Source organism: Spongiactinospora sp. TRM90649 (assembly GCF_029382225.1).
Taxonomy (GTDB): domain Bacteria; phylum Actinomycetota; class Actinomycetes; order Streptosporangiales; family Streptosporangiaceae; genus Spongiactinospora.
This window is the reverse complement of the sequence record NZ_JARLTC010000005.1, coordinates 31,096-47,272: the sequence shown is the minus strand read 5'-3', so window position 1 is coordinate 47,272 and position 16,177 is coordinate 31,096. Positions and strand designations below refer to the sequence as shown.

Sequence of the window (16,177 nt, the reverse complement as noted above, 5' to 3'; positions counted from 1 at the left end):
CCGCTCGGTGCCGAACGGGCCCGCCGTGCCGGGTTCTGTGGAGTTTTACGCAGAAGTCCGATTGAACTCCCCGGGCCGTCCGCCGCGTGCTCCTGATCGCAAGCCGATGATCCGACACCCGCAGCACCGACCCCGGGGGGTTTTCCGATGTTCACTCGCACGATCGCCGCCTCCGCACTCGCGACCGCCGCGCTCACCACGTCCCTGGCCGCCGTGCCCGCTCAGGCCGCCGCGTCGGCCGACGCCTACTTCGCCGCCACGCTGTCCGGTCGCAACGAGGTACCGGTGAAGGGCGGCCCGGCCGTCGGCGACCGGGACGGCCGCGCGGTGGCCCTCTTCCGCCTGCACGGGAACAAGGTCTCCTACGCGATCCGGTGGCGGAACGTGGCCGCTCCCACCGCCTTCCACATCCACCGGGGGAAGGCGGGCAGTAACGGGGACGTGAAGCTCGGCTTCTTCGGCGAGGCCCTGCCCGGCAGCGCGCGGGCCGTCACCGGCACGGTGAGCGCCGACCCCGCGCTGCTGGCCCGGATCCGGCAGAATCCCGCCAACTGGTACGCCAACCTGCACACCGGCGAGTTCCCCGGCGGCGCGGTGCGCGCCCAGCTCCACCGGATCCGCCCGACCGGCCTGACGGCGCTGCTCGGGACCGGATCGAAGACCTCGTTCGCCGCCGACGCCACCGGCGCGCAGGAGGTGCCCGCGCCCGGCCAGAAGGTCGGCGACCGCGACGGCCGCGCCCGCTGGCTGCTGTGGATCAACGGCGGCCGGGCGAACTACGCGACCGTCTGGAACCGGATCGGCGCGCCCACGAACGCCCACGTCCACCGGGGCAAGGCGGGCGTGAACGGCCCGGTCGTGCTCGACTTCTTCGCCGCCGCCAAGGGCCTGCCCGCCTCGATCACCGGCATCGCCGGGACCGTGCCGATCAAGGCCGACATCGCCGCCGGAATCCGGCGCGCTCCCAAGAACTGGTACACGAACCTGCACACGGGCGAGTTCCCCGGCGGCGCGGTGCGCGGCGCGTTGCACCGCGTCTCCGGGGGCTGGTGAACCGGCTCCCGGCCGACAGCCCACCGCCCCCGCCGTCCGTGTGCCACCAGCGCCCGCCGTACGATCCCCCCGTACGGCGGGCGCCCCCATGAGGGGCCCGGATGGTGGGACGGACGATCGGGGGAGTCGCAGGATCATGAGCAACACCGAACAGGCCCCGGACGAACTGCGCTGCGGCGGGCACCAGGGCGAGCCGGGCACCCGCGCCGGGGAGCCCGCCTCCGCCGTCACCGGCCTGCGCGTCCTGGCCCCGCGGGAGGTCCCGCTCGGCGGCCCGAGGGCGATGCGGGTCCGGCGCACGCTGCCCCGGCGCGAGCGGTCCCTGATCGGGGCCTGGTGCTTCGCCGACCACTACGGGCCCGACGACGTGGCGCGCTCCGGCGGAATGGACGTGCCGCCGCACCCGCACACCGGGCTGCAGACCGTGAGCTGGCTGTTCGAGGGGGAGATCGAGCACCGTGACAGCACCGGAGCGCACGCCCTGGTACGGCCGGGCGAGCTGAACCTGATGACCGCCGGGCACGGGGTCTGCCACTCGGAGGTGTCCACGCGGAGCACCACGACGCTGCACGGCGTCCAGCTCTGGGTGGCCCTGCCGGGCGCGGACCGCGACGCGCCCCGCGACTTCCGGCACCACGTGCCGACGCGCGTCGACCTGGGCGGCCCGTCGGCGCGGGTCTTCCTCGGGGAACTGGCCGGAGAGTCCTCCCCGGTGCCGGTGTTCTCGCCGCTGCTCGGTGCGGAGATCGTCCTGCCTGCCGGGGGAGGGGTCGTCCTGGAGGTGGACGCGGCCTTCGAGCACGGGATCCTGGCCGACACGCTCCCCGTCGAGGTGGCGGGCGTCCGCGTCGAGCCCGCCCACATCGGCTACCTGCCGCCCGGCCGGACCCGCCTGGAAGTGGCCAATCCCGGCGGCGAGCCCGCCAGGGCGGTGCTGCTCGGCGGCACGCCGTTCGAGGAGGAGATCGTCATGTGGTGGAACTTCGTCGGCCGGAGCCACGATGACATCGTGGAGTACCGGGAGGAGTGGGGGCGCGGCTCGGCCAGGTTCGGCGACGTGCGCGGCTACCAGGGTGAGGTCGGGCGGCTGCCCGCGCCGCCGCTGCCGAACGCGGTCATCAGGCCCCGCCGTAACCCCGCTCCGGGCGTCGGCGGCGACTGAGCGAAAGGCCTGATTTCCCCGGTAAATCTGTGGGTAATGATACTTTCCGAATATGGCCGATCTATCGGGCACGCCCCCTGAGTCCGAGCCGACTCCCAAGATCGACACCACTCGCCCGCACTCGGCGAGGATCTGGAACTACTGGGTCGGCGGCAAGGACCACTATCCGATCGACCGGGAGGTCGGCGAGCAGGTCCGGGAGGTATTCCCGGACATCATCGAGGTCGCGCGGCACTCCAGGGCGTTCCTGGGCAGGGTCGTCAGGCACCTCACCGAGGACGTCGGGATCCGTCAGTTCCTCGACATCGGCACCGGGCTGCCCACTCACGACAACACCCACGAGGTCGCCCAGCGGATCGCGCCGGAGTCGCGGATCGTCTATGTCGACAACGACCCGCTCGTGCTCGTGCACGCCCGCGCCCTGCTGGTCAGCGGCCCGTACGGGGCCACGGACTACGTGGACGCCGACGTCCGCGACACGGACCGGATCATCGCCGAGGCCGCCAGGACGCTGGACCTCACCCGGCCCGTCGGGCTCGTGCTGCTCGGCATCATGGGCAACGTGGCCGACGACGGCGAGGCGTACGCGATCGTGCGGCGGCTCGTGGCGGCCCTGCCGCCGGGCAGCCATGTCGCGGTCAACGACGGCTCCAACGTGATCGATCCGGCCGGGGCAGGGGCGGGGGAGCGACGCCGGGCCGAGGCGGGCTCGCCGTACCGGCTGCGTTCCCCGGCCGCGATCGGGCGGTTCCTCGACGGCCTCGACCTGCTGGAGCCGGGCCTGGTCTCGGTCTCGCGGTGGCGGCCGGAGGAGGGCCCCTTCGGGCCGCCCCCCGAGGTGGACGCCTTCTGCGGCGTCGGGCGCAAGCCCGGGTGAGGCCGGGCTCAGGGCGTCCGGCGTCGTAGCAGGGTGTGGATCAGCCATCCGGCCGCCGCGCCGGCCGCGTACCAGAACAGGTCGGGCGGGTTGAACGTCGCGCCCAGGACGAGCCTGGCCGGCGTGCTGCGCGCGGACAGCTCGGCGGGCACCCCGGTGAGCTGGGCGAACTCGATCACCCAGCTCACCCCGGCGGCGACCGCGGCCGCCGCCGCCGGTCTGACCCTGGGCGCCGCCGCGACCACCAGCGTGTAGAGCAGGAGGGTGTAGAGGGCGTCACCGGCGTACTTGGCGAAGTCGCCGCCGAAGGCCGCCCTGACCCCCAGGCCCGCCGCCACGGTGACCGCCGCGGCCACCACCGCCACGACGCGTGTCCGCAAGGCGGTCCTGTTCCAGTCCAGCATGTCCGGCACCTTACGCGTTCTGGGGGAAAGGGGGACCTACCAGCCGGTCCGCTGGCGGAAGCGGCCGGTTATGTCGGAAACGCCGGGCAGGGTCAGGGTGATTCGCCGGACGTCGGCTATATCATTCCCGATCGCGGTGCCGTAGGTGCCGTTCCCGTTCGCCACGACGATTTGGCCGAGCTTCTGGCGGACGCCGTCGTAGGTGGTCATCGTCAGGTCGTAGACGCCGGACACTGGGGCGCCCTGGACGGCCACGAAGATCCAGTTTGGCGAGCCCTGGTAGCCGAAGACCTGGCCGACCCGCCGCCCCCCGGTGTAGATGCCCCCCGCTGTCAGGTACTTGCCGTGCGCGGCCTCCAGCGTCGCGCGGTACCCGGCGGCCAGCGTGCGGTCCGGCTCGGTCGCCTGCCATACCCCGCTTCCCGACAGGATCGCCACGGCGACGAGGGTGACCACCAGCAGCACCGGCCGCCGCCACCCGCGTCCCCTTCGCGCCCCGCGTCCCGGCCCGCCACCGCCGGGACGTTCGCCCCGCCGCCCGCGCGACCGGCGCTCGCGCAGGGGCGCGAGGTGGTTCCCTCTCCTGGTCTCCTCCTGCGGCCCGTCCGCCCCGGGGCGGACGTCTCGCCGTCCGGGCGTGCCTCCCTCTCCCGGGGACGCCTGGTGATCCTCCCCCTGCTCGCGAGAGGACGCCCCCTGCTCAGGGCCGTCCTGCTCGCGTGAGACGAAGGCGGCCCCGTCGGGTCCGGGCCGCGGCCGGAGCCACCGGCGGCGGGTCCTGCCGGGCGGGACGTCGCCGGCGGCGACGCGGGCGAGGACCGCCACCTCGAAACCCGCGGGCGGCTCGTACGCGGGTGCCAGCGAGAGCAGCTCGTCCACCACCACGGCCGTCTCGCGCAGCTCGCGGCGGCACGCGGCGCACCCGGAAAGGTGGCTCAGCGCACCGGCCCGCTCGTCGCCCGGCATGGCGCTCGCCGCCAGCTCCGGGATCACCTCCCGGGCTCGGGCGCACGCCGGGTCGTCACTCATCATCGGCCACCTCCATCCGCTCGCGCAGCTTCGCCATCCCCCTCCGCAGCCGTGTCTTCGCCGTGCCCAGCGGTATGCCTTCGAGCGCCGCCACCTCTTTGCCGGTCATTCCGTAGAAGACGGTCAGGGCGATCGCCCGCGCCTGCTCGCGCGGCAGGGAGCCGAGCGCCTGCCGGACGAACTCCACGTCCTGTGGCGCGTCCTCGCCGCGCTCACGGTCGAGCAGCTCGGAGACGAGCCGCTGTGGGTCGACCGGGTCCTCCCGGCGCAGCCGCAGGGCGTCCACGGCGAGGTTGCGCGTTATGGTGAGCAGCCAGGTGGACACCTTCCCGCGCCTGGCGTCGTAGATCGCCGCGTGCCGCCAGGCCCGGACGAACGCCTCCTGGGCGACCTCCTCGGCGACCGCGGCGTCCCCGAGCACGGCACGGGCCAGGCCGAAGACGCGGGCCTGGTATCTGCGCACGAAGGCCGCGGCGGCCTGTGTCTCGCCCGCCGCCATGCCGGCGAGTAACGACTCATCGGAAAGCGCCCACAGGCGGTACTACGGAATTCACCGCCCCAAGGGTTTCATCCTGCGGGGAAAAGGCGGAAGGCCGATCCGGCGGGATCAGCCTTCACACGTGACGGCGGGGCGGCTCAGCCCCTGGCGCAGGTGACGCCGTTGAGGGTGAACGCGGCGGGCCCGGTGGTCGAGCCGATCCCGGTGAAGCCGGTCGTGACCGTCTGGCCGGGCCGGATCACGGGCTGGCTCGGGAGGTTCTTCACGGTGACCGCCGTCCCGGACTGGGACCAGATCCCGTTCCATCCGGACTTGACCCGCTGGTCGCCGGGGAAGGTGAAGCGCAGCGTCCAGCCCGACACGGGGGTACCGCCGATGTTGGTGATCTTGACGGTACCGTTCAGGATGCGGCCCCGGTTCGTGCCGGTGTAGGTGACATGGCAGTTCGGCGGCACCGGCAGGCCCTCCTGGGCGCGGGCCGTGTAGAGGGCCGAGGGCGCGCTGCGGTTGCCCGCCGCGTCCTTGGCGACCACGTAGAACGTGTACCACTGGCCCGCGATCAGGTTGGTGGCCGTGTAGGTGGTGTACGTGGAGCCGCCGTGCAGCACGAACGTATCGCCCTGCCGCATGTAGATGTCGTAGCCGACGACCCCGACGTCGTCGGTGGAGGCGGTCCAGCAGAACGGCACCGCGTTGGCCCAGTCGGCCGCGCACTCCCACAGCCCGGTCGGGGCGGACGGCGGCTGGACATCGGTCGCCGCCGGGGCGGCGGCCAGCGCCGGGCCGCTGATCGCGGCGGCCAGCAGTGTGGCCGCGCAGGCGACGGCGCAGCGCGTGAGCAGACGCATGGGAGCACCATTCTGTCGAGAGCCCGATCGGGAGGCCCGATTCGAGGCGATCGTCAGGCGTGGTGTCAAACGCCGTCAACCCCATGGTTTTCCCCTACGCCAGTGTGCGGTACGGCGGGGCGGGCGCTCAGCTCAGGAACTCCGCCCGGTGCCGGAGCATGACCAGGAGCATCACGGGGGGCATCGCGGCGTGCGCGGCGGTGGCCAGCGCAGTGCCGCTGAGCACGCCCAGCCACGTCAACGGGAACAGCACCACTGCGGGGGCGAACATCGCCGCCGTCATGGTCAGGGTCACCGTCCGGCCGTGGCCGCGCAGGCGCATCCACGCGGCCATCCCGGCGGCCATGGCGCCCGCCATCTCGGCGTAGGCGGCCTCCGGGTGCGCGGCGCGCGAGTACTCCAGCCCGAGGGCGGCCAGCAGGACGCGCAGCGCGGTGCCCAGGACCAGCATTCCCACGAGCATCGCGGCGAGCGTCTCGGCGAAATGGCGGGCGAACCGCGCCCAGCGGGCACGGCCGATACCGGCGGTACCGGCGGTACCGGCGGTATCGGCGGCACTGGCGGCACTGGCGGCACTGTCGGCACTGTCGGTGCCGCCTCCGGGTGAGGATTCCGTCATGGACACCTCCGGGGGTTCGTCCGCGTCATCCTCTGTGTACCGTGCGTAGGCGCGTTTAAAGCGGCCGGGCATCCTTTTCGCGGTACGGACCCGTGGCCGAGTGGCCAGGCATATGATTGCGGAATGGCTGAAGAAGTGATTCCCGAACAATCCACGCCCTTCGGTGCGCGGGTCCGGAAAAGGCTTACCGAAGACACCGTCGTATGGCTCACCACGGTGGCCGGCGATAACACGCCGCAGCCCAATCCCGTCTGGTTCCTGTGGGACGGCGCGGAAAGCCTCCTCATCTACAACCGACCGGCCGCCAAACGGCTGGTGAACATTAGGCGGAACCCTAGGGTATCGCTCAACTTCGACAGCTCCGGCGGACAGGACATCGTGGTGATGACCGGCGACGCCGAACTGCTCGACGAACGGGCGAGCCTGACCACGCACACCGATTATCTGGAGAAGTACAGCGCGGGAATCGCCCGGATCGTCGGTGACGCCGCGAAGTTCGTCGAGGCGTACCCGGTGCTCGCCCGGGTACGCCTGACGCGTGTGCGCGGGTTCTAGCCCGCCGTATCCGCTATTCCGGCATATCTGATTCGACCCACCGGCGGAAAACCGCGATCCAGTCCGGTGACCAGCCGCCGTCGCACGGCATGGAACCGTTGCTCAACCGGGCCAGGATTTCCGCCGAGTGGGTTTTCACGTCCTCGTGGGCCCACAGGTCGAACGCGAATCGCATGGAATTCCTGTCCTGCGCGCGGAAGAGCGGTTTGACGTGCGCCGCGAAGGACACCGGCTCGTCCTCGGCCGGTAATGTGACGGTCACCTTCTCCGGTTCCTGGACCTCGGCGAGCGCCGAGATCCGGGCGCCCGGGGTCGCGTTGCAGACCCACCACCAGCGGGGCACCGGCATGCGCTCCGGGGGCTTGGCCCCGCTCTGGGAGTTCTCCAGCGCGATCCGGGAACCCCATTCCAGGTAGGCGATGAAGGCCGCGCGGAACTCCGGGTCGGCCGGCAGTCCGGCCTGCTCGGCGGCCTTGGCCATCAGGGCCACCCAGCGGGCCCGCTGCTCCTCGCGCAGTTGCCTGCCGAGGTGCTGGGAGATCATCCGGTCGTACCCGCCGTAGTTGCCGCTGTACGCCGGCGGCCCGCCGAAGACCTCGCCCAGCCACCTGGCCACCCTGATCGGATGGTCGGGCCGCATGCTGGCGAACAGCGGGCCGATGAGGGGGTCCTCCGGCACGAACTTCTCGTAGAACAGGCGGGTCATCCGGGTGAGCGCGGGCAGCCCGCCCGCCCACTCGAAGAGCGTGGGCTCGTGGTCGGGGTCGTCCACCGGGTCGTGGAACCCGGCGTACCAGTGCATGCCACTGCAGAACGGCTTGTTCTGCGAGTGGCCGCACCGGCAGAGACTGTAGTGCTCCAGCGAGGCGCCCTCGTTGCGCTCGGAGTCCGCGCCTCCCTGACCGCTCAGCGCTATGCCGCCGGTGATCCGGTACGGCCCGTCCTTGGAGACCTCGATGGCGGGCCCCCGGACCCAGTCGACGGTCCCGCGCTGCTCGACACCGCCGATGGCGAAGCTCAGCGCCCCCGACGGGCAGTTGCGGGTCGCCTGGACGATCTCGTCCAGGCGCCCGCCGCTGGGTGTCACGAACGGCTCCTGCCCCACGTGGAACACCGTGGAAAGCCGGTCGGTACAGAATCCGGAGTGCGCGCAGACGCCCCGGTTGTCGAGCACGGTCACGTTGACACCCGCGTAGGAGTCCCGCTGGTCGGGGATCCGCTTGGGATCCTTGGCACCGGAGAAGCCGACCCGCTCGTGGCTCCCGTCACAGAACGGTTTCAGCTCCGAGGCGCCGCACCGGCACAGCGCCACCTGCGGCCCCGCGGTGATCGGACGTCCCAGCCAGTCGCACACGGCCGAGACGTTGGTCACCAGGTAGGGTCCGTCGGTGGCCACCTCGATGCCGGGCTCCAGGCCCTCCTGCAGCTCGCGCAGTTCCGCGAGCCGAGTCTCCGCCTCGTCACCCGCGACGACGAGGGAGACCTCCTGCAGGGCGGCGACCGCCTCCAGCAGTTCGGCCGGGGCGCTCGCGCCCCGGCGGACACGCTCTTCGGTGGCGGCCCTGGTCAGGCTCCATAGGCGACCCCACCCGCCCGCCCGGGAGTCGTCCGGTTGATCCTGCCCGGCGTCCGCGGGGGCGCCGTCTTCCAATTGCACGATCTTCGCGAGCGGGCGGATCACACTCTCGCGAAGCCGGTGGCCGCAGCGTGTCCACGGCTCCGCGTCTCGCGCGCCCTCGAATTCCCGTGCCAGCCGCGTCGCATTTCGCAGCAACGAGCCCAGGCTATTGTCCGTCATAACGTAACCTCGATCGATCGCGACCTGACGTCCGCCGACGGGGACGGCTAACCGTAGTAAATACGGGTTTACGGTAGTCCGGGCATCGCGGCACTGCCTAGTGTCGCGACGGCACTTGGTGAGGTCGGTCCAGCTCAGGTCAGACTTCCTGCCATGGAGATTCACGGTGCCTTGTCATGATTTCGCCTTTCGCTTCCGATGTTCCGTTGAATGAACCGTTCAGGCGGTTCAGTGAGATGTAGGCGTGCGCCGCCGACACCAGCGTCACGTGCCGGTGCCATCCGCCGAACGACCGTCCTTCGAAGTCGTACAACCCGATGCGCCTGCTGATCTGCTCCTGGTCCCGGTAAACCTGGCGGGTCAGGTTCGCGCAGCCCAGCAGGGTGGGCACCGACGCGCTGGTGATGTTGGACACCCAGAAGGCCGGCTTGCCCTGGACGGAGTCACGCCACTCCGCGATCAGCACCAGTGCGCGCTGCATGGGTGGCATGTCCATCCCGATCGGGACGAACACGTTGTCCGGATCGCTCACGCCGAGCTCGGCCTCCGGCAGGTTGACGTGGATCGCGGCCGCGAGGACGCCCTGATGGCCGCCGCGCTCGCCGTCGTGCCACTGCACCACTCTCCGCTGGCCTTTCAGGATCCTGGCCAGGGAGTCGGCCGTGTACTCGTCCTCGCCGCCCTTGCGCGGCCCGGTTCGTCTCGCCCTTACGAACCGCGCCGCCCGGTTGACCCGCACGATGAACGGCATGTGCAGCCGCTGTAGCTCCCCGATGATCTCCGCGGCGTCGGCCTGCCTCACGTCCATCACCGCCGGGCGCATCGGCAGTCCCCAGTCGTTGATCATGGTGATCAGCGCGTCGACCCCGTGCTCCCACGCCGGAGCGTTCTTGACCTCCACCGGAATGGCGGCGCGACGCCGGCGTATCGGGTCGTCCGTCCAGCTCGTCGGAAGGATCAGCCGCCAGTCCATGGGGCAGCTCACACCCGGTTTGACGAACCAGACGCCGAGGGCCTGCTGGCAGTTGACCAGCCGGCCCAAGTGGGAGACGAATTGTGTGTCCACTCCCACTGTGTTGTTTCCTGACTTTGGAATGACAAGAGGTGAGAGCACCCACGCGGTGGCTTTCAGATGCCTGCAGAGCACCCTGGCCAGCCGCTGGCGCACTTCCTGCCAGTCCCAGGTCGATTTGCTCACGAACTGCTGTAGATTCTGCTGGGACGCCGGTTGATGGGCTGTCGCGGCGATGTTGCGCATCGACTTGCGACCCGCGGACAGTAGTAACCCGCGGACGTACATCCATCCCCATCGGCGTTGATCCCGCCTGCTCAACGGTGCGAAAAGTTCTTCACAGAACTCTTGCAGAGAGTCTTCGCGAAGCTGGCGGGCGATCTGCGACGACGGCTCTGAGGCGCCGTGTTCCTGATTGTTCCACTGCACACTTCTGTCCTCCTTTCCTCAACTGCCGCGCCGGGGGGTCGAGCATGGCCGTACCTGGGAAGAAAAACGCAGAAGGCTCACCGAGGGCCCGGCGCCACCTCCCCCCGCTGACGCGCTGCGACCGGTCTTGCTTATAGATATAATCAAAAATACGTGCTTCTGGCTATATGTCCAGATGGTTGGAGAACGATCAGTCAACCACACCGGGTCCGGTTAGGTGGGGTTCGTCCGATAAAATACTGTAGGGCGGAGATAAAGTACCCGACCGTTAATCAAGGGGTCGCGAGCCGCTCGGCACATGGCATTTCATTGGCCGCCCAGAGTTCACCCCGGCGCCGCCGCGGCCCATCTGCCTTGGGTTTCTCCGCATACGCCGACAGATACACCGCCGCAAACCGAGCGCATACGCCGGCCCCTCTGCCCGGTATGGCCACTCTGGGGGACCGGCCGTCACCGCTGGTGATTTCGTTGCGGCGGGAACTGTATGACTTCCTAAATAAAGGCGGCCATTTACCTGTTTTTTCTGCCGGAGCGCCGGTCGGCGACCATCTTCCGGTGACCCGGAGAAGTGAGTATTTTTACACGGTTCGCATCCCGTGCGCACCTGGGACGGTGCGGGCCAGGGCCCGGATCCGGGCCGACACGTCGTGCCCGGGATGCGTTTCCACGAACACCCCCGCGCTCGCCGCGAGCTCCGGCACGTACGGCAGGATGGTCAGCGGCGGAACGCCCCCGTACACCGCGCGCACGTCCTCCCTGACGTCCGGCTCCGGCACCGTGGCCGGCACCATGTTGACGACCAGCCGGAACGACGACGTCGTCGCGGTCGGCGCGCCCAGCGCCGAGCGCAGCCCGCGCACCCGGTCCACGTGCACGATCGTGTCGGCGATGCCGGTGCTGACCAGCGCCTCGGTGTTCAGCCCCGGCGGAGTGTCCAGCAGCAGCAGGTCGAGGTCCAGCAGGTCCACTAGCCGGTGACAGCCCTCCACCAGCAGCCCCGGGTCGTACCCCCCGACCAGCGCGGCCGCCGCGTCCTCGCGGTCGCGGCAGGCCGCCACGACGAACATCGCCCCCTCAGCGCCGCCCGCGCCCCGGTGGTGCCGCACCGCCTCGGCGATGTCGCAGGTCCCGCACAGGTAGTCGGCCAGGGACCTGGGCACGGTCAGCCCCAGCGCGGCGCTCAGGCCTGGGGACTGCATCGCGGTGTCCACCACCGCCACGCGCCTGCCCCGCGCGAGCGAGACGGACGCGAGGTTCACCACCAGGGACGTCTTCCCGGTTCCGCCGTGCGGTGAGGACACGGCCACGATCGGTGCCTGACGCCGCCCCACGGTCTATGGACACCTTCGCAGGACGAGCATGGTGATGTCGTCGGACTGGGGTGCCCTCCCCGTGTGCGCCCGGACCTCGGCCAGCACCTGGGTCACCACCTCCTCGGCGGGTGCGCCGGACATGCCGTCCAGCAGATTGACCAGGCGGGGCAGGCCGAACAGCTCGCCCTCCTCGTTACGGGCCTCGGTCACCCCGTCGGTGTACATGAACAGCGTGTCGGCCGGGCCCAGCGTGCCGGCGGCGATGGTGAAGACGGCGTCGGACCAGAGCCCGACGGCGGGGCCGGTCGCCCGCAACAGGCGGTGCCCGCCGGACGCGCGCTGCAGGATCGGCGGATTGTGGCCCCCGTTGATATAGAGGATCCGGCCGGTGGCGGGATCGGTGACGCAGAAGAACAGCGTCACGAAGTACGCCTGACTGAGATGGTGGGTGGTGAGGTAGTGGTTGGTGCCGCGCACCGCGGCGAGCAGCGGCACCGCGCCGATGCCGGGCGAGCCGAGGAAGCCCTGCCGTCCGGGCAGCAGGAACGGCGCGAGCGCGCCGGTCCACCAGTTCTCCGCCGAGTGCCGCAGCAGGGTCCGCATCAGCGCCATGAACAGGGCCGAGCCGATGCCCTTGTCGCACACGTCGGCGACGAGGAAGGCCGCCCGCCGTCCGTTCGCCATGGAGAATCCGTCGTAGAAGTCGCCGGAGACCTCCCTGGCCGGTTCGAAGCGGGCGGCCACCTCCCAGCCGGTGGGGCAGGGTAGCTCGGCGGGCAGGAAGCCCTCCTGGATCCGCCGCCCGATCCGCAGGTCCCGCTCGTGCAGCAGCAGGTCGAGCGACGGTTCCAGGTCGCCGACCGCGCGGGCCAGGCGCCGCCGTTCGTACCCCGAGGTCAGGCGGTTGCGCACCAGCCCCGGGGTGAACGGCGGCAGGATGTAGTCGAGCCCTTGGTCAAGGTGGGGTTCGAGGGTGACGTGGTCGGGGCCGCAGAACAGCAGCGCGCCCGGCGGGTCGCAGGACCGCTGCCACCGGTCCCTGACGAACCCGACCTCTTTCTTGGTCAGCTCGGCGTGCAGCAGCAGCAGGTCGGGGTCGAAGGCGTCGTGCGCCCCCGAGAGGATCTCCTCCCCGGAGGAGAGCACCGGCTGGGTGCCGCACTCGACCAGCGCGCTCGCCAGTTCGCGGATGGTGTCGTCGCCAGGCGCGTTCTTCCCGGCGACGAGGACCTTCAGTCCTTCCATGGCTCAGTCCACGTCCTCAGCGATCCTCGCGCTCGCCCAGGCCGCGACCGGAACGGCGGACCACGATGATGGTGCGGTTCAGGTCGCCGACACGTTCGTACAGGATCCGGTCCGCGCACATCCGGACGAGGGCGAGACCGAAACCACCGGCCTTGCCCTCGTCCGGCCACCGCGCGGCGGACGGCCGTACGGCCGGCGGCACCGCCCTGTCCCGCCCCGTCGGGTCGAATTCCCCCGCGGTGTCGACCATCATCAGCAGGACCCGGCCGTCGCTGATCGAGGCCTGCAGTTCGATGTCCCCAGGAGGGCGGTGCCGAAAGCCGTGAGTTATGACGTTGGTGACCAGTTCGTCGGTGGCGAGCCGCAGCCGGTAGGCGTCCTTCTCGCCCAGGTCCGCGCACACGACCGCCTGACCGACGAACTCCGCGACCTCGCCGAGCGAGGAGACGGTGGCGGGCACCCGGAGGGTTCTCACCGGTGGTCCGTCAGTTGGAGAAGGACGCCCGGATCGTGATGGCGTGCTCCATCCCCGTCATCCGGATGGTCTCGGCGACGTTGTCGTTGGCGCCCTCCACGATCACCTCGACGTCGTCGCCCATCTTCTGCCGGGCGAAGACCAGCCCGCGGACGCCCGCCGAGGAGATGTAGCTGAGGTTGTGCATCGCCAGGCAGAGCTGCTTGGGTGCGTGCGCCGCCGCCTGCTGGAGGATCTCGTGGAAGCTGGGCGCCGAGGACGCGTCGAGGTCGCCGCTCATCTGGATGACCACGGTGCCGTCGGTGATGGTCAGATCGGCCTGGAACATTTCGGTGGGTCCTTTCGCCAGAGGTCGTCGCACTGTGCCTAGGGGTGCCTAGGGGATGCGCGAACAGAGCACGACGGTCGAACGCGCGTTCACCCGCACCGAGCGCTGGTCGCCCAGGATGGGCTCCTTGCCCACCGGGTAGGCGTCGCCGGGATGCGCGGCCGCGGTGTCCACGGCCACCCGCCACAGCGCGCCGTCGGGCAGCCAGGGCAGCTCGACGTCGTGTGCCTCCCAGTGCGCGTTCGACGCGACGTAGACGCAGTCCACGCCGTCCTCGTTTTCGAGGGCGGCGCATCGCATGACCGCCAGCAACCGGCTGTCGCTGGACCAGTCCGGCGCGTAGGCGGTCACTCCGTGCCAGCTGATCTCGGGGATGCCCGGCCGGATCTCGCGCCCGGTCGGGTGTTCCAGGGCGCGGACCGCCGGGTGGGCGCCGCGCAGCCGGGTGAGCAGCCCGGTGAACCGGGTCATGTCCTCAGAGAGCTCGGTCTCGGCCCAGTCCACCCAGCTCAGCTCGCTGTCGTGGCAGTACGCGTTGTTGTTGCCCCACTGCGTGCGGGCGCGCTCGTCGCCCGCCAGGATCATCGGGATGCCCTGGCTGGTCAGCAGCAGGGTGAGCAGGTTCTTCATCTGCCTGCGGCGCAGCTCGTTGACCTCGGGGTCGTCGGTCTCGCCCTCCGCGCCGCAGTTCCAGCTCGCGTTGTCGTTGCCGCCGTCGCGGTTGTTCTCGCCGTTGGCCTCGTTGTGCTTGTCGTTGTAGGAGACCAGGTCGTGGAGGGTGAACCCGTCGTGCGCCGTGACGAAGTTGATCGACGCGGCGGGCGAGCGGCCCTCGTACAGGTCGGGGGAGCCGACATAACGGGTGGCCATCTCGCCGATCACCCCGGGGTCGCCCTTGACGAACTGGCGCAGGGTGTCGCGGTAGCGGCCGTTCCACTCGGACCAGCGGTGGTAGTTGGGGAAGCTGCCCACCTCGTAGAGGCCGGCGGCGTCCCACGCCTCCGCGATCAGGATGCAGCCGCGCAGCAGCGGGTCGTAGGCCAGCTCCTGCAGCAGCGGCGGGTTGGGGATGGGAGTGCCGTCCACGTCGCGGGACATGATCGCGGCGAGGTCGAAGCGGAACCCGTCGATGTGGTACTCCACGACCCAGTAGCGCAGGCAGTCCAGGACGAACTCGCGCACCACGGGGTGGTTGCAGTTCATCGTGTTGCCGGTGCCGCTGAAGTTGTAGTAGTACCCCTCCGGGGTCATCATGTACCAGACGTCGTTGTCCAGTCCCTTGAAGGAGATCGTCGGGCCCTCGTGGTTGCCCTCGGCGGTGTGGTTGAACACCACGTCGAGGATGACCTCGATGCCGTTCTGGTGGCACTCCCTGACCAGCGCCTTCAGCTCGTCGCCCGCCATGCCGTACCGGCCGCTGGCGGCGTAGCCGGCCTTCGGGGCGTAGAAGGAGACGGTGGAGTAGCCCCAGAAGTTGTAGAGGCGCTCACCGGTGTCGGGGTTGATCCGGGAGTTCTCGAACTCGTCGAACTCGAAGATCGGCATGAGCTCGAGGGCGTTGACCCCGATCGACTTCAGGTAGGGGATCTTCTCCCGCAGGCCCGCGTACGTGCCGGGCGCGCTCACCCCGGAGCTGGGGTGGCGCGTGTACCCGCGCACGTGGGCCTCGTAGATGATGAGCTGCTCGCGCGGGACGCGCGGGGAGGTGTCGTCGCCCCAGTGGAAGTCGTGGAACATCAGCCTGGAACGGTGCTGGTAGGGGTCGTTCCAGTCGGGGTCCTGGCCCCACACCTCGCGGCCCGAGACGAGCTTGGCGTAGGGGTCGGACAGGATCCGGTCCGGCGAGCAGTTCTCGCCGGGGCCGTCCGCCCGGAAGCCGTACTCCAGGTCGTCCAGGTTGTCCAGGTCGTACACGGTGATGGCCCAGATGTGCCCGGTGCGGAACGTCGCCGGGATCGGCAGTTCCGCGTATGGGTCCTGCTCGCCGCGCTTGAACAGCACCAGGCTGATCGACGTGGCGTTCTCGGAGCAGACGGTGAAGTTCACTCCACCGTGCAGAAACGTCGCTCCGGGCAACAGCGGGTTGCCGTGCCGTACCGGAAAGCCTGCGATCTTGTGGGTCGGGTACGAGTCGATCCGGTCGAGCAGGGGGATCGTCATCATTCCTCCGTCAGCAGCTTCGTGGCCTCGTCGAGGTCTTCGGCGATGGTGAAGAAGCTGAGGAACCCCACGGCGCTCATGATCATGCGGAGTTCGTCGGACAGCCCCACCACGGCCATCTCACCGCCGGCCCGCTGCGCCTGCCGGTACGACAGGAGCATCACGCGCAGGCCGGCGCTCGACATGTAACGGAGATCCGTCAGGTCCAAGGCGATCAGCCGCGATTCGGCCAGCGCCTTGCCGACGTGCTCCTGAACCGTGGGGGCGGTTCTGCTGTCCAGGTCTCCGGTGAGCCGGACCACGGCCAGCTCACCCTCCCTCGACATGGTGACGTCGAGCGTTCGTGTAGGCATGGACTCTTCACCTGTCCT

17 protein-coding genes are annotated in these 16,177 nt (G+C 70.1%); 4 read left to right on the top strand and 13 right to left on the bottom strand.

Going from position 1 to position 16,177, the window contains the following annotated elements; genetic code table 11:
- Positions 1-147: 147 nt before the first annotated feature.
- The 3 genes from P3X83_RS05645 to P3X83_RS05635 all read left to right on the top strand — a co-directional run bounded on the left by P3X83_RS05645 (position 148) and on the right by P3X83_RS05635 (position 3,092).
- Positions 148-1,053 carry a CHRD domain-containing protein gene (locus tag P3X83_RS05645; RefSeq protein ID WP_277303789.1) on the top strand — a complete coding sequence of 302 codons (906 nt, stop codon included), beginning with the start codon at positions 148-150 and terminating at the stop codon, positions 1,051-1,053.
- A gap of 136 nt (positions 1,054-1,189) precedes the next feature.
- Positions 1,190-2,215: a pirin family protein gene (locus P3X83_RS05640; RefSeq protein WP_277303788.1), complete on the top strand. Its 1,026-nt coding sequence runs from the start codon at positions 1,190-1,192 to the stop codon at positions 2,213-2,215.
- A gap of 52 nt (positions 2,216-2,267) precedes the next feature.
- The gene (locus P3X83_RS05635) at positions 2,268-3,092 is read left to right on the top strand and encodes an SAM-dependent methyltransferase (RefSeq protein ID WP_277303787.1); all 825 of its coding nucleotides are present in this window, start codon (positions 2,268-2,270) and stop codon (positions 3,090-3,092) included.
- 8 nt (positions 3,093-3,100) lie between these two features.
- Here P3X83_RS05635 and P3X83_RS05630 read toward each other — a convergent pair whose 3' ends face one another.
- The 5 genes from P3X83_RS05630 to P3X83_RS05610 all read right to left on the bottom strand — a co-directional run bounded on the left by P3X83_RS05630 (position 3,101) and on the right by P3X83_RS05610 (position 6,491).
- Positions 3,101-3,496 carry a DUF2809 domain-containing protein gene (locus P3X83_RS05630; protein WP_277303786.1) on the bottom strand — a complete coding sequence of 132 codons (396 nt, stop codon included), beginning with the start codon at positions 3,494-3,496 and terminating at the stop codon, positions 3,101-3,103.
- Positions 3,497-3,532: 36 nt separating this feature from the next.
- Positions 3,533-4,525 (bottom strand): hypothetical protein, encoded by a 993-nt coding sequence (locus tag P3X83_RS05625; RefSeq protein ID WP_277303785.1) that lies wholly within the window; start codon positions 4,523-4,525, stop codon positions 3,533-3,535.
- Positions 4,518-5,024: a sigma-70 family RNA polymerase sigma factor gene (locus tag P3X83_RS05620; protein WP_277303784.1), complete on the bottom strand. Its 507-nt coding sequence runs from the start codon at positions 5,022-5,024 to the stop codon at positions 4,518-4,520. Before P3X83_RS05620 ends, P3X83_RS05625 begins: the two co-directional genes overlap by 8 nt.
- Positions 5,025-5,161: 137 nt before the next feature.
- Positions 5,162-5,872 (bottom strand): cellulose binding domain-containing protein, encoded by a 711-nt coding sequence (locus P3X83_RS05615; protein WP_277303783.1) that lies wholly within the window; start codon positions 5,870-5,872, stop codon positions 5,162-5,164.
- Between the two features lie 127 nt (positions 5,873-5,999).
- Positions 6,000-6,491 (bottom strand): hypothetical protein, encoded by a 492-nt coding sequence (locus P3X83_RS05610; RefSeq protein WP_277303782.1) that lies wholly within the window; start codon positions 6,489-6,491, stop codon positions 6,000-6,002.
- Between the two features lie 123 nt (positions 6,492-6,614).
- On the opposite strand from P3X83_RS05610, the gene P3X83_RS05605 reads away from it, so the two are divergent.
- A complete protein-coding gene (locus P3X83_RS05605) occupies positions 6,615-7,046 on the top strand; it encodes a TIGR03667 family PPOX class F420-dependent oxidoreductase (protein WP_277303781.1) in 432 nt (143 codons plus the stop codon).
- 13 nt (positions 7,047-7,059) lie between these two features.
- Here the strand turns inward: P3X83_RS05605 and P3X83_RS05600 are convergent, their stop codons facing one another.
- The 8 genes from P3X83_RS05600 to P3X83_RS05565 form a co-directional block, all read right to left on the bottom strand.
- A complete protein-coding gene (locus P3X83_RS05600; RefSeq protein WP_277303780.1) occupies positions 7,060-8,820 on the bottom strand; it encodes a CDGSH iron-sulfur domain-containing protein in 1,761 nt (586 codons plus the stop codon).
- 163 nt (positions 8,821-8,983) lie between these two features.
- Entirely contained in the window at positions 8,984-10,285 is a 1,302-nt protein-coding gene (locus tag P3X83_RS05595) for a transposase (RefSeq protein WP_277303779.1), read from the bottom strand.
- A gap of 578 nt (positions 10,286-10,863) precedes the next feature.
- The gene (locus tag P3X83_RS05590) at positions 10,864-11,592 is read right to left on the bottom strand and encodes an AAA family ATPase (RefSeq protein ID WP_277303778.1); all 729 of its coding nucleotides are present in this window, start codon (positions 11,590-11,592) and stop codon (positions 10,864-10,866) included.
- A gap of 27 nt (positions 11,593-11,619) precedes the next feature.
- On the bottom strand, positions 11,620-12,843 hold the full coding sequence (locus P3X83_RS05585) for a PP2C family protein-serine/threonine phosphatase (RefSeq protein ID WP_277303777.1): 1,224 nt from the start codon (positions 12,841-12,843) through the stop codon (positions 11,620-11,622).
- A gap of 16 nt (positions 12,844-12,859) precedes the next feature.
- Entirely contained in the window at positions 12,860-13,318 is a 459-nt protein-coding gene (locus P3X83_RS05580; RefSeq protein ID WP_277303776.1) for an ATP-binding protein, read from the bottom strand.
- 10 nt (positions 13,319-13,328) lie between these two features.
- On the bottom strand, positions 13,329-13,646 hold the full coding sequence (locus tag P3X83_RS05575; protein ID WP_277303775.1) for an STAS domain-containing protein: 318 nt from the start codon (positions 13,644-13,646) through the stop codon (positions 13,329-13,331).
- A 48-nt stretch (positions 13,647-13,694) separates the two neighbouring features.
- Entirely contained in the window at positions 13,695-15,806 is a 2,112-nt protein-coding gene (gene glgX / locus P3X83_RS05570) for a glycogen debranching protein GlgX (RefSeq protein ID WP_277303774.1), read from the bottom strand.
- Entirely contained in the window at positions 15,806-16,159 is a 354-nt protein-coding gene (locus P3X83_RS05565) for an STAS domain-containing protein (RefSeq protein WP_277303773.1), read from the bottom strand. Before P3X83_RS05565 ends, glgX begins: the two co-directional genes overlap by 1 nt.
- Positions 16,160-16,177 lie beyond the last annotated feature (18 nt).

Coding starts and splice junctions, on each gene's coding strand:
- P3X83_RS05645 (WP_277303789.1), top strand. CDS start 148: ATGTTCACTCGCACGATCGCCGCCTCCGCACTCGCGACCGCCGCGCTC.
- P3X83_RS05640 (WP_277303788.1), top strand. CDS start 1,190: ATGAGCAACACCGAACAGGCCCCGGACGAACTGCGCTGCGGCGGGCAC.
- P3X83_RS05635 (WP_277303787.1), top strand. CDS start 2,268: ATGGCCGATCTATCGGGCACGCCCCCTGAGTCCGAGCCGACTCCCAAG.
- P3X83_RS05630 (WP_277303786.1), bottom strand. CDS start 3,496: ATGCTGGACTGGAACAGGACCGCCTTGCGGACACGCGTCGTGGCGGTG.
- P3X83_RS05625 (WP_277303785.1), bottom strand. CDS start 4,525: ATGAGTGACGACCCGGCGTGCGCCCGAGCCCGGGAGGTGATCCCGGAG.
- P3X83_RS05620 (WP_277303784.1), bottom strand. CDS start 5,024: ATGGCGGCGGGCGAGACACAGGCCGCCGCGGCCTTCGTGCGCAGATAC.
- P3X83_RS05615 (WP_277303783.1), bottom strand. CDS start 5,872: ATGCGTCTGCTCACGCGCTGCGCCGTCGCCTGCGCGGCCACACTGCTG.
- P3X83_RS05610 (WP_277303782.1), bottom strand. CDS start 6,491: ATGACGGAATCCTCACCCGGAGGCGGCACCGACAGTGCCGACAGTGCC.
- P3X83_RS05605 (WP_277303781.1), top strand. CDS start 6,615: ATGGCTGAAGAAGTGATTCCCGAACAATCCACGCCCTTCGGTGCGCGG.
- P3X83_RS05585 (WP_277303777.1), bottom strand. CDS start 12,843: ATGGAAGGACTGAAGGTCCTCGTCGCCGGGAAGAACGCGCCTGGCGAC.
- P3X83_RS05575 (WP_277303775.1), bottom strand. CDS start 13,646: ATGTTCCAGGCCGATCTGACCATCACCGACGGCACCGTGGTCATCCAG.
- glgX (WP_277303774.1), bottom strand. CDS start 15,806: ATGACGATCCCCCTGCTCGACCGGATCGACTCGTACCCGACCCACAAG.
- P3X83_RS05565 (WP_277303773.1), bottom strand. CDS start 16,159: ATGCCTACACGAACGCTCGACGTCACCATGTCGAGGGAGGGTGAGCTG.